14 protein-coding genes are annotated in these 12163 nt (G+C 62.4%); 4 read left to right on the top strand and 10 right to left on the bottom strand.

Annotation, left to right across the window (positions count from 1 at the left end):
• Positions 1-94 precede the first annotated feature (94 nt).
• The 5 genes from rplI to QCE79_RS06155 all read right to left on the bottom strand — a co-directional run bounded on the left by rplI (position 95) and on the right by QCE79_RS06155 (position 2719).
• The gene (gene rplI / locus QCE79_RS06175) at positions 95-550 is read right to left on the bottom strand and encodes a 50S ribosomal protein L9 (protein ID WP_244825222.1); all 456 of its coding nucleotides are present in this window, start codon (positions 548-550) and stop codon (positions 95-97) included.
• Positions 551-578: 28 nt separating this feature from the next.
• Positions 579-854 (bottom strand): 30S ribosomal protein S18, encoded by a 276-nt coding sequence (rpsR, locus tag QCE79_RS06170; protein ID WP_060857153.1) that lies wholly within the window; start codon positions 852-854, stop codon positions 579-581.
• 2 nt (positions 855-856) lie between these two features.
• Positions 857-1156, bottom strand: a complete 300-nt coding sequence (gene priB / locus QCE79_RS06165) for a primosomal replication protein N (RefSeq protein ID WP_244825224.1) — start codon at positions 1154-1156, stop codon at positions 857-859.
• A 32-nt stretch (positions 1157-1188) separates the two neighbouring features.
• Complete coding sequence (gene rpsF, locus QCE79_RS06160; RefSeq protein WP_061117413.1) at positions 1189-1560, bottom strand: 30S ribosomal protein S6; 372 nt, start codon at positions 1558-1560, stop codon at positions 1189-1191.
• 205 nt (positions 1561-1765) lie between these two features.
• Positions 1766-2719 (bottom strand): LysR family transcriptional regulator, encoded by a 954-nt coding sequence (locus tag QCE79_RS06155; RefSeq protein WP_250525828.1) that lies wholly within the window; start codon positions 2717-2719, stop codon positions 1766-1768.
• 162 nt (positions 2720-2881) lie between these two features.
• On the opposite strand from QCE79_RS06155, the gene gcl reads away from it, so the two are divergent.
• The 4 genes from gcl to lysM all read left to right on the top strand — a co-directional run bounded on the left by gcl (position 2882) and on the right by lysM (position 7202).
• Complete coding sequence (gene gcl, locus QCE79_RS06150; RefSeq protein WP_244825227.1) at positions 2882-4663, top strand: glyoxylate carboligase; 1782 nt, start codon at positions 2882-2884, stop codon at positions 4661-4663.
• A gap of 36 nt (positions 4664-4699) precedes the next feature.
• Complete coding sequence (hyi, locus tag QCE79_RS06145) at positions 4700-5500, top strand: hydroxypyruvate isomerase (RefSeq protein WP_250464776.1); 801 nt, start codon at positions 4700-4702, stop codon at positions 5498-5500.
• A 29-nt stretch (positions 5501-5529) separates the two neighbouring features.
• On the top strand, positions 5530-6438 hold the full coding sequence (locus tag QCE79_RS06140; protein ID WP_244825230.1) for a 2-hydroxy-3-oxopropionate reductase: 909 nt from the start codon (positions 5530-5532) through the stop codon (positions 6436-6438).
• A 275-nt stretch (positions 6439-6713) separates the two neighbouring features.
• Positions 6714-7202: a peptidoglycan-binding protein LysM gene (gene lysM, locus QCE79_RS06135; RefSeq protein WP_244825232.1), complete on the top strand. Its 489-nt coding sequence runs from the start codon at positions 6714-6716 to the stop codon at positions 7200-7202.
• 45 nt (positions 7203-7247) lie between these two features.
• Here the strand turns inward: lysM and QCE79_RS06130 are convergent, their stop codons facing one another.
• From QCE79_RS06130 to cysT, 5 genes are read right to left on the bottom strand one after another with little or no spacing between them, the layout of a single operon-like run.
• A complete protein-coding gene (locus QCE79_RS06130; RefSeq protein ID WP_309842699.1) occupies positions 7248-8255 on the bottom strand; it encodes an asparaginase in 1008 nt (335 codons plus the stop codon).
• A gap of 40 nt (positions 8256-8295) precedes the next feature.
• Positions 8296-9222 (bottom strand): CysB family HTH-type transcriptional regulator, encoded by a 927-nt coding sequence (locus tag QCE79_RS06125; RefSeq protein ID WP_244825235.1) that lies wholly within the window; start codon positions 9220-9222, stop codon positions 8296-8298.
• Positions 9223-9234: 12 nt separating this feature from the next.
• Positions 9235-10329, bottom strand: coding sequence for a sulfate/molybdate ABC transporter ATP-binding protein (locus tag QCE79_RS06120; protein WP_244825237.1), 1095 nt, complete (start codon positions 10327-10329; stop codon positions 9235-9237).
• A 20-nt stretch (positions 10330-10349) separates the two neighbouring features.
• Entirely contained in the window at positions 10350-11252 is a 903-nt protein-coding gene (gene cysW, locus QCE79_RS06115) for a sulfate ABC transporter permease subunit CysW (protein ID WP_244825238.1), read from the bottom strand.
• Positions 11249-12154, bottom strand: coding sequence for a sulfate ABC transporter permease subunit CysT (gene cysT / locus QCE79_RS06110; RefSeq protein ID WP_244825239.1), 906 nt, complete (start codon positions 12152-12154; stop codon positions 11249-11251). Before cysT ends, cysW begins: the two co-directional genes overlap by 4 nt.
• Positions 12155-12163 lie beyond the last annotated feature (9 nt).

The following is a 12163-nucleotide window of genomic DNA, read 5'->3' as shown; positions in this document are numbered from 1 at the left end:
TAAAAAAGGCAGGAACCTGAAACGGTTCCTGCCCTTCTTTTCTGCCGGACTCGGCTGGCTGGGCGTGAAGCCTTACCAGCGGTCCGCAGCGACCTTAGGCGTGCTCGCCCAGCACCGACACCGTGACGTCGACCAGCACGTCCGTATGCAGCGCCACTTGAACAGCGTGGTCGCCCACCAGCTTCAGCGGGCCTTGCGGCAGACGCACTTGCGCCTTTTCCACTTCTGCGAAGCCTTGAGCCTTCAGTGCTTCGGCGATGTCGGCGTTCGTGACCGAGCCGAACAGACGGCCGTCCACACCTGCCTTCTGCGAGATCTGAACCGTGAAGCCGTTCAGCTTTTCGCCTTGCTTTTGCGCGGAAGCCAGCTTTTCAGCGGCAACCTTTTCGAGATCGGCGCGGCGCACTTCGAATTCGGCGATTGCGTCTTTCGTTGCGCGGCGAGCCTTCTTGCCGGGGATCAGGAAGTTACGTGCGTAGCCGTCCTTGACCTTGACGATGTCGCCCAGGTTGCCCAGGTTGACGACTTTTTCCAAAAGAATGATTTGCATTTTGGCTTGTTCCTTATGCGTCGTCTGATTAGGCCTTGTGCAGGTCGGTGTACGGCAGGAGCGCGAGGAAACGCGCGCGCTTGATTGCCGTGTCGAGCTGGCGCTGATAGTGCGCCTTCGTGCCCGTCAGACGAGCCGGCGTGATCTTGCCGTTTTCGCCGACGAAGTCCTTCAGCGTTTCCGTGTCTTTGTAGTCGATGTACTCGACACCGGCTGCCGTGAAACGGCAGAACTTCTTGCGCTTGAAGAGCGGGTTTTGTTGCTGACGACGCTTGTCGAATTTCTTACCAGTCGGGCGGGGCATGTTCAGTCCTTTCCAATGTCCTGCAATTCTGTGATGTGAAACACCAGGGTTCGTGCGTTGCGGCTTTTTTTAGCCAGAAAGCCGGTGAAGCGTGTTTCCACGCCCATCTGACAGCTTTCCAGTCTGCCGCTCACCTCGCCGGCGGCTACGGCCGGCATTGTCAGTTCGACTTGACGGGCAATGCCCGCTTCGACGACTTCCGTTCGGTGATGCAACGTGCAGCTTGCGATTGGTACGCCGGCGGGCGTGTATCGCACCGGTTCGCGTTCCACGACGCTCGCTGTCAGTTGCAGCCTGTTCACTTAATTCCTGGTGGCTGACGAAAATCTTCGCCTTAAGCCTGCGCTTCGGACGGCTGCGAGGCCGCCTTCTTGGCTTCTTCGCGCTGCACTTCCTTCATCATCGGCGACGGGCCGGTTTCGGCCTTCTTCATCTTGACGATGAGGTGACGCAAAACGGCGTCGTTGAACTTGAATGCGTGCTCGAGTTCTTCGAGCGTAGCTTGATCGCATTCGATGTTCATGCAGACGTAGTGAGCCTTCGCGAGTTTCTCGATCATGTAGGCCAGTTGGCGACGGCCCCAGTCTTCGATACGGTGGATCTGGCCACCGTGCGAGGTGATCGTGCTCTTGTAGCGCTCGATCATGGCGGGCACTTGCTCGCTCTGATCGGGATGTACGATAAATACGATTTCGTAATGACGCATATTCACTCCTTGTACTGAACTTTTGGATTAAAGCCACCCGGGCGTCGGACCGGTGCGGCAAGTGAGAAGCCCAAGACTATAACGCGATGCCTTCCCCAAGGCAAGCCAAATCGGCGGTTTCCGAAAAACTTTGGCCATGATTTCAAGCAGTTACGACGTGGCCGCACAAAGCCGCACGAGTCGCACAAAGCCGCGCGAGCGACGCTCAAGCTGCGTGTGTCCCGGCGGGCAATGGTTCGCCGGGAAGCGCGAGCGGACGGCTCCAATAACCGTCCCGCGCGTAAATTTCCTTCAAATAATCAATAAAGTAGCGCACGCGCGCCGGAACGTAGCGCTGCTGCGGATAAACCGCGAGGATGTCGTAGTCGGGCAGCTCGAAGTCGTCCAGCACGGTTTCGAGTTCGCCCGACGCCAACTGACGCTGAATCTCCCAGGTCGAACGCCAGCCGAGCCCGAGCCCCTCCGACGCCCAGCGATGCAGCAACTCGCCGTCGTTGCAGTCGAGATTGCCGGTCACGCGCACCGTCACGAGCTTGCCGTTACGGCGAAAGTACCAGCCGCGGTTCTGTCCGCCTTGCAGATTGAACGCAAGACAGTTGTGATTCGGCAAGTCTTCGAGCGTCTTCGGCCGGCCGTGCTTCCTGAAATACGCGGGCGTGCCGCAAACCACGCGGCGGTTGCTCGCGAGCTTTACGGCGACGAAGTTCGGGTCCACCGCCCCGCCGATGCGGATCGACAAGTCATAACCTTCGCGCACCAGATCGACGACGCGGTCGGTCAGATTGAACGACATCTGCAATTCCGGTTTGTCGACGAGGAAAAGCGGCGCGTGCGGCGCGACATGCATGCGCCCAAACGCCGCCGGCGCCGACACGATCAGATGCCCGCCCACCGCGCGCCGGCCGGCCGCGAGTTCGTTCTCGGCCTGATCCCACTCCGCGAGCAGATTCTTGCAGCGGTCGAGAAACGCCGCGCCCTCCTCGCTCACGACGAGCCTGCGCGTCGAGCGATACATCAGTTTGACGCCTAGGCGCTTTTCGAGCGCGTCGATGCGCCGGCCCAGGATCACCGGCGACACGCCCTCTTCCAGTGCCGCCGCCGCGAGACTGCCGGCTTCGGCCACGCGCACGAAGGTTTCGATCTGCTTGAAGCGGTCCATCTCTTTGTCTCCGGCCTCATTCGATACTTTTTGTTTGGTAAAAAACGACTCCGGTTGATCTTATCAAACCTTTTGCACGCGCCTAAAGTGCATCGGAAGCCTGCTGCCATGCGCACGACCAAGACAGCAACCCCGAATAGAGACCCCTGGAAGGAGACAACCATGCCCAAGATGAGAGCCGTCGACGCAGCCGTCCTCGTGCTGGAGAAGGAAGGCATCGACACCGCGTTCGGTGTGCCCGGCGCCGCCATCAACCCGTTTTACTCGGCGCTCAGAAAAGCCGGCAGCATCAGCCACGTGCTGGCGCGCCACGTCGAGGGCGCCTCGCACATGGCCGAAGGTTATACGCGCGCGGCTCCCGGCAATATCGGCGTTTGTATCGGTACGTCGGGGCCGGCGGGCACGGACATGATCACGGGCCTCTACTCGGCTCAGGCGGATTCGATCCCCATTCTCGCGATCACGGGCCAGGCGCCGCGTGCGCGTCTGTACAAGGAAGACTTCCAGGCCGTCGATATCGAATCGATCGCCAAGCCCGTCACCAAGTGGGCCGTCACCGTGCGCGAACCGGCGCTCGTGCCGCGCGTGTTCCAGCAGGCGTTCCATCTGATGCGCTCGGGCCGTCCGGGTCCGGTGCTGGTCGACTTGCCGATCGACGTGCAGCTCGCCGAGATCGAATTCGATATCGACACCTACGAGCCGCTGCCGATCTACAAGCCGAAAGCCACGCGCGCTCAAGTCGAAAAAGCGCTCTCGATGCTCAACGACGCCGAGAAGCCCTTGATCGTTTCCGGCGGCGGCGTGCTGAACGCAGCGGCGGAAGATCTGCTCGTCGAGTTCGCCGAAACGCTCGGCGTACCCGTGATCCCGACTTTGATGTCGTGGGGCGCGATTCCCGACGATCATCCGCTGATGGCAGGCATGTGCGGTCTGCAGACGTCGCACCGCTACGGCAACGCAACCATGCTCGCGTCGGACTTCGTGCTTGGCATCGGCAATCGCTGGGCGAATCGCCATACGGGCAGCGTCGAGGTCTACACCAAGGGCCGTAAGTTCGTGCACGTGGATATCGAGCCGACGCAGATCGGCCGCGTGTTCGGACCTGACCTCGGCATCGTGTCGGATGCGAAGTTCGCGCTCGAACTCTTCGTCGAAGTGGCGAAGGAATGGAAAGCCGCGGGCAAGCTTGCGGACCGTTCGCAATGGGTCAAGGACTGCCAGCAACGCAAGAGCACGATGCTGCGCAAGACCCACTTCGACAACGTGCCGATGAAGCCGCAGCGCGTCTACGAAGAGATGAATCTCGCGTTCGATCGCGACACCTGCTTCGTCTCGACGATCGGTCTTTCGCAGATCGCGGGCGCGCAGTTCCTGCACGTGTTCAAGGCGCGTAACTGGATCAACTGCGGCCAGGCCGGCCCGCTCGGCTGGACCATTCCCGCCGCGCTCGGCGTGCGCGCCGCGGACCCGCAACGCAAGATCGTCGCGCTCTCGGGCGACTACGACTTCCAGTTCATGATCGAGGAACTCGCCGTGGGCGCGCAGTTCAAGCTGCCTTACGTGCACGTGGTCGTGAACAACTCATATCTCGGTCTGATTCGTCAGGCGCAGCGCGGCTTCGACATGGACTACTGCGTGCAGCTCGCGTTCGACAACATCAACGCGCCGGAGCTCGAAGGATACGGCGTGGATCACGTCGCGGTCGCCGAGGGTCTTGGCTGCAAGGCGCTGCGCGTGCACAAGCCCGAAGACATCGCGCCAGCGTTGAAACAGGCACAGGCGCTCGCGGCGCAACATCAGGTGCCGGTCGTGGTCGAGATGATTCTCGAACGCGTGACCAACATCGCGATGGGCACCGAGATCGACGCGATCAACGAGTTCGAGGAGCTCGCCGAAACGCGCGCCGATGCGCCGACCGCCGTGACCGTGACGCCGCTCGACTGAGCGTCCTAGAACTGACCGACCATCAGGAATAAAGACATGCCGAAATTTGCCGCGAACCTGACCATGCTGTTCAACGAAGTCCCTTTCCTCGACCGCTTCGCGGCGGCGTCGAAGGCGGGCTTCAAGGCGGTCGAGTTCCTGTTTCCGTATGCGTACTCGACCGGCGATTTGCAAGCACGCATCGAGGAACACGACCTGCGGATCGTGCTGCACAACCTGCCCGCAGGCAACTGGGAAGCGGGCGAACGCGGCATCGCCTGCCTGCCGGATCGCGTGAGCGAGTTCCGTGAAGGCGTGCCCCGCGCAATCGAATACGCGAAGGCGCTGAAGGTGCCGCAAGTGAACTGCCTCGTTGGCATTCCGACGGCGGGGGTATCGAAGGAACAGGCGCGCACGACGATCATCGAAAACCTGCGCTTCGCCGCCGATGCATTGAAGAAGGAAGGCATCCGCCTGCTCGTCGAGCCGTGCAATGCCTACGATATTCCGGGCTTCGCGCTGAACCGTTCGTCCGAAGGGCTCGACGTGATCCGTGCGGTCGGCTCGGACAATCTGTTCCTGCAATACGACATCTATCACATGCAGCGCATGGAAGGCGAACTGGCCGCGACGATCAAGAAGAACCTGCCGTCGATCGCGCATATCCAGCTCGCCGACAATCCGGGGCGCAACGAACCGGGCACGGGCGAGATCAACTACGCGTTCCTGTTCGATCTGCTCGATTCGATCGGCTACGAAGGATGGATCGGCTGCGAATACAAGCCGCTTGCAAGCACCGAAGCGGGCCTTGGCTGGCTTCGCACGATCGCCGCCGCAAAGCCGCGCGCCGCCGCTTAAAACCCGAGACACAAGGAGAGCAAGAGAGTATGGCAACCATTGGATTCATCGGCCTTGGCATCATGGGCGCGCACATGGCGCGCAACCTTTTGAAGGGCGGTCACAAGCTCGTCGTGAACGGCAAGTTTCCGGTGCCCGACGACATCCGCGCACAGACGCAAGTCGCGGCCGATTCCACCGGCGTGGCGCAAGCGAGCGAGATCGTCATCACGATGGTGCCCGACACGCCCGATGTCGCCAACGTCCTCTTCGCCGATGACGGCGTGGCCAACGGCCTCACGAAGGGCAAGCTCGTGATCGACATGAGCTCGATCAACCCGCTCGATACGCAGGACTTCGCGAAGAAGATCAACGCGCTCGGCTGCGACTATCTCGATGCGCCCGTGTCCGGCGGCGAAGTCGGCGCGCGCGAGGCATCGCTCACGATCATGGTGGGTGGCCCGCAGAAATCGTTCGATATCGCGAAGCCTCTGTTCGATCTCATGGGCAAGAACATCTCGCTCATCGGCGACAACGGCGCGGGTCAGACCTGCAAGGTGGCGAATCAGATCATCGTCGCGCTCAACATCGAAGCCGTCGCCGAGGCCTTGTTGTTTGCCTCGCGTTCGGGCGCCGATCCGGAACGCGTGCGCCGGGCGCTAATGGGCGGGTTCGCCGCGTCGCGCATTCTCGAAGTGCACGGCGAGCGCATGACGAAGCGCACGTTCGACCCGGGCTTCCGTATCGAACTGCATCAGAAGGACTTGAATCTTGCGCTCGAAGGCGCGCGCAAGATGGGTCTCGCCCTGCCCCACACCGCGAGCGCGCAGCAGTTGTTCAGCGTGTGCGCGGCCAATGGCGGCAAAGCCTGGGATCACTCGGGACTCGTGCGGGCGCTTGAAATCATGTCGAACTTCCAGGTTGCTCAAGAACCGCAGAAGGCGAAAGCCGCGGCTTGAACGACCGGTAACGGGGGGCGTCCCGCGTATGGGCACGCGGGACAAATGCCGCTCTGGGCTGAGGGCGGCAAGTGGGGTCCGAGAGCGGCACCCGTCGGTCGAGCCGGGTAAGCCTTGGTCGGTCAGACGGTTTTCCGTCGGGTGTCCGCGTCGGATTGTTGGATCGCGCATGAACCAGCCATTGTCACAATCTCCGAACTATCCTTGAAGTGATGCGACTAACGAAGCCTTGCCCTGGCGCAAGCGCTCACCATCGACACTTAAGGAGTTCAGCAATGGGAATCCTCAGCTTTATCAAGGAAGCAGGCGAGAAGCTCTTTGGTGCAACCTCGCAAACCGCGCAGGCCGCGCCTGCGGCCGTGGATGTCGCGGAGCTCAATCTCAAGGCCGGCGAAGCCATCGCGACGTACATTCGTTCGCAAGGGCTCGAAGCGCAGGATCTGCAAGTGAAGTACGACGGCGCGTCGCACACGGTCACCGTATCGGGCGAAGCGGCGGATCAGGCCACGAAGGAGAAGATCCTCGTCGCGGCAGGCAACGTGCAGCACGTGGACAAGGTGGATGACCAACTGACCGTGCCGTCGTCCGCTCCGGAGTCGCAATTTCATACGGTCGTGGCCGGCGACAATCTCTGGAAAATCGCGGAGAAGTATTACGGCAGCGGCGCGAAGAACGATGTCATCTTCGAAGCCAACAAACCCATGCTCAAGAGCCCGGACAAGATCTATCCGGGACAGGTGCTACGCATTCCGGCTGCAAGCTGAAGCAACGAAAAACGCGAACTCCGGTTCGCGTTTTTCGTTTCAGTTTTAGTACGTCTCGAAGATGCGCTGCAGGCCGGGCGCATCGCTCACGCCTCTCGCAAGCGCCAGTTGCAACAGCACGCGCGCCTTGTACGGATTGAGCGTGCCCGCGCTGACGGTGCCGAGCGCATCGTCGGGTGCGGCGCCGTTGCGCATCACATGGCCCGAGCCGACGCGCGATGAACGCACCACCGCCACGCCTCGCCCAATGGCATCGGCGAAGGCTTGCGCGAGCGTCGAACTCATGGAGCCGTTGCCGGTACCCGCAAGCACGATGCCCTTCACGCCAGCGCCGACGAGCGCATCGACCGGAACGCGCGATACGCCCGCATAACTCGCGACGATTTCGACCATCGGCCAGTCTTGCGGAACGGTGAATTCGCTCGCGAGCGTGTGCGGCCGCACGACCGTGCGTTGGAAGTCGACGCGTCCGTCCTGCACGAAACCGAGCGCGCCCGCTTCGGGCGAACGGAAGGCATCGACGGCATAGGTGCTCGTCTTCGTGACTTCGCGTGCGCTGTGGATCAAATGGTTGAACGCGATCAGCACGCCCTGCCCCGCCGCCTGCCTCGAAGCCGCGACCGTGAGTGCGTTGAGCAGATTCAACGGACCATCGGCGGACAGGGCGCTGGAGGGCCGCATCGCCGCGGTCAGGACGACGGGCTTCGCGCTCTTCACCGTCAAATGCAGCAAGTAAGCGGTCTCTTCGAGCGTGTCCGTGCCGTGCGTGACGACCACGCCATCGATATCGTCTTGCCCGAGCAGTGCATCGATCCGCCGCGAAAGCGTCGTCCACAGCGCGGGCGTCATGTCCTTGCTGTCGATGCTCGCAATCTGTTCCGCGTGAATGCGCGCGACCGAGCCGAGCGCGGGCACGGCTTCGAGCAGCTTGTCGACGCCGACCACGCCTGCCTTGTAACCCGCTGTCCTGGATGCATCGCCAGCTTGTCCGGCGATGGTGCCGCCCGTCGCGAGAACGGCGAGGCGCGGCAAAATATCGAGAGAAGTGTTCATGCCGGCGATTGTAAATCAGCCGAGATGAACCTGAACTCGCTCAAGCCGCTTCGCGCAGTTGCGCCGCGATCTGCGCTTCGTCGAGTTGCGGCGCGAACATCTCGATCAGCCGGTAAGCGTAAGCCCGCAAGAACGCGCCCTTGCGCAAGCCGACGCGCGTCGTGCTCGCCTCGAACAGATGCTGCGTATCGAGCGCGACGAGTTCGCTGTCGCGCTTCGGGTCATACGCCATCGCCGCGACGATGCCGATACCCATGCCAAGCTCGACATACGTCTTGATCACGTCGGCATCGATGGCGGTGAGGACGATATCGGGAATGGCACCCGCGCTCGCGAAGGCCTGGTCGATATGCGAGCGTCCCGTGAAATCCTGATCGTAAGTGACGACCGGATACTCGGCGATCTGTTCCAGCGTGATGTTCTCAAGTCCGACGAGCGGATGGCCCTTCGGCACGACGACCGTGTGATGCCACGAGTAGCACGGGAACGTGACGATGTCGGGATAGCGGTCGAGCGCTTCCGTCGAGATGCCGATATCCGCTTCGCCGTTGATGATCATCTGCGCGATTTGCTGCGGACTGCCCTGACGCAGCGCGAGATGCACCTTCGGGAACACTTCCGTGAACTGGCGGATCACCTTCGGCAGCGCGTAACGCGCTTGCGTGTGCGTCGTCGCCACGACGAGATGGCCGTTGTCCTGATCCGCGAACTGGCGCGCGACGCGGCGCAGGTTTTCAGCGTCGAGCAACATGCGCTCGATCAACTGATGCACCTGTTTGCCAGGCTCGGTAAGGCCGGTCAGACGCTTGCCGCGTCGGATGAAGATATCGACGCCGAGTTCGTCCTCGAGGTCCTTGATCTGCTTCGACACGCCAGACTGCGACGTATATAGCACGTTCGCGACCTCGGTCAGATTCATGTTCTGACGCACTGCTTCGCGCACGAAGCGCAATTGCTGGAAGTTCATTTCAGCCTCTCTTTATGCCGTTGCTTTTGTTTGTTGTGCCCCGTTCGCATCGCCTGCCGGGAAGACGCGCAACGCGCGCGGCACGGCGGTCGCGCCGTCGCCTACGTCGAGTCGCAGCGTGCGCCACGACTCGCGGTCGAGTTCCGCTTCGAGAATGCGCCCCGAGTTGCCTTCGAGTTCCACGCGCACGGAGCCGCCGAGCGTCACCACGCGCCGCACGCCGACCACGATGCCGTCGCGATGCGTGCCATCGACGGGATAGATCGCCAGATCGTGCGGCCGCACATAGGCCAGCGCGCGGCCGCTGAAATGCGCGGGCACGGCAATGGCCTGCGTGGCGCCATCGGCGACGAAGCCGTTGGCATCGACATGACCTTGCAGGCGATTGGCCGCACCGAGGAACTCGTAGACGAACGAGGTCTGCGGATGGTCATACACGTCTTGCGGGCTGCCCACCTGCTCCACGCGCCCGTGATTCATCACGACGATGCGGTCCGCCACTTCGAGCGCCTCTTCCTGGTCGTGCGTGACGAAGAGCGTCGAGATATGCAGATCGTCGTGCAGACGGCGCAGCCAGCTACGCAATTCCTTGCGCACCTTGGCGTCGAGCGCGCCGAAAGGTTCGTCGAGCAGCAGCACTTTAGGTTCGACGGCAAGCGCTCGCGCCAACGCGATACGTTGACGCTGACCGCCCGACAGTTCGGACGGAAAGCGCTCCGCGAGCCAGTCGAGTTGCACGAGCTTCAACAATTCATGCACCTTCTCGCGGATGACGGCCTCCGTTGGCCGCTCGCGACGCGGCTTCACGCGCAAGCCGAAGGCGACGTTCTCGAACACGGTCATGTGGCGGAACAGCGCGTAATGCTGGAACACGAAGCCGACTTGCCGCTCACGCGCGCCCACTTCGGCAACGTCCTCGCCGTTGAGCACGACCTGACCGGCATCGGCATATTCGAGGCCGGCGATCACGCGCAAGAGCGTGGTCTTGCCGCAGCCGGAAGGTCCGAGCAGCGCGACGAGTTCGCCCGACGGAAAATCCAGCGTGACGTTGTCGAGCGCGGTGAAGGTGCCGAAGCGCTTCTGCAGATTGCGAACGATGATGCTCATGATTGATCCACGCCTTCCATTTATACGGTTGCCTTCACGTCGCTCAGCGTGGCCGTCATGCGGCGCTCCGCGAGCAGCTTCAGCCCGAGCGTGACGAGCGCGAGCAATGCAAGCAGCGACGCCACCGCGAAGGCGGCCGAGAAGTTGTATTCGTTGTAGAGAATCTCGACGTGCAGCGGCATGGTGTCGGTCTGGCCGCGAATGTGGCCCGAGACCACCGAGACCGCGCCGAACTCGCCCATCGCGCGCGCGTTACAGAGAATCACGCCGTAGAGCAGGCCCCACTTCACGTTGGGCAAGGTCACGCGCCGGAAGATCTGCCAGCCCGACGCGCCGAGCACGTGCGCGGCCTCTTCCTCGTCGTTGCCTTGCGCCTGCATCAACGGAATCAGTTCGCGCGCGACGAACGGGAACGTCACGAAGATGGTCGCGAGCACGATTCCCGGCACCGCGAAGATGATCTGCACATCGTGCGAAATCAGCCACGGTCCGAACCAGCCCTGCGCGCCGAACATGAGCACGTAGATGAGGCCGGAGATCACGGGCGACACCGAGAACGGCAAGTCGATAAGCGTCGTCAGAAGCGCCTTGCCGCGAAACTCGAACTTGGCGATGGCCCACGATGCCGCGAGCCCGAACACCACGTTGAGCGGCACGGCAATCGCGGCGGTCAAGAGCGTGAGCTTGATGGCCGACCACGCGTCCGGGTCCTTGAGCGAATCGAAGTAATAGTCGATGCCCTTCGCGAAGGCCTGCACGAACACGGCGACGAGCGGCACGACCAGAAACAGCGCGAGAAACACGAGCGCGATACCCGTGAGTATCCAGCGCACGGCGCGCGGTTCGGTGACGGGATTGAGCCGGTTGGTCTCGCCGCGCGCGGCGGTGTTCACTGGAAGCGCCTTGCTGTTTGGCGTGCTCATGCGTGACCTCCGCCCGGAGTTCCGGCATGCAGCGAGGGCCCCGCGGCCACCACGGGCGCCGCGCCCGTCTTGCTCGTGCGGCGTTGCAGGAACCATTGCAGCGTGTTGATGAGGAGCAGCATGAGAAAGGACACGCACAGCATCACGACGGCGATGGCCGTCGCGCCGGCATAGTCGTACTGTTCGAGCTTGGTGATGATGAGCAGCGACGTGATCTCCGACTTCATTGGGACATTGCCCGCGATGAAGATGACCGAACCGTATTCGCCGAGCGCGCGCGCGAACGCAAGGGCGAAACCGGTCAGAAGCGCGGGAAAGAGCGCCGGCAACACGACGCGGCGAAACGTCAGCCAGCGCGTGGCGCCGAGACATGCGGCGGCTTCTTCCTGCTCGCGCTCGAAGTCTTCGAGCACCGGCTGCACCGTGCGCACGACGAACGGCAAGCCGATGAACGTCAGCGCCACGAGCACGCCGAGCGGCGTGAACGCCACCTTGATGCCGAGCGGCGCGAGATACTGCCCGATCCAGCCGTTGCTCGCGTACACGGCGGCAAGCGAAATGCCGGCGACGGAGGTCGGCAGCGCAAACGGCAGATCGACGATGGCATCGACGACACGCTTGAACGGGAACGTGTAACGCACGAGTACCCATGCGACCAGGAAGCCGAAGATCGCGTTGATGACCGCCCCGCCGAGCGCCGCCGTGAAAGTGAGCCGATACGACGCCAGCACACGCGGCCCGGTGACGGCGCGAACGAACTGCGCCCAGTCGAGCGTCGCGGTCTTGGCGAAGGTCGCCGCAAGCGGAATCAGCACCACGAGGCTCAGGTAAGCCACCGTGATGCCGATCGTCAGCCCGAAGCCGGGTAACGCACTCGGCTTTCGGAAAGTGAACGTTGTCATCTTTGCTTC

The sequence above is a fragment of the Caballeronia sp. LZ003 genome (assembly GCF_031451465.1).
GTDB lineage: Bacteria > Pseudomonadota > Gammaproteobacteria > Burkholderiales > Burkholderiaceae > Caballeronia.
Note: the sequence above shows the minus strand (reverse complement) of the source record. Positions and strands in the feature narration are given on the sequence as shown.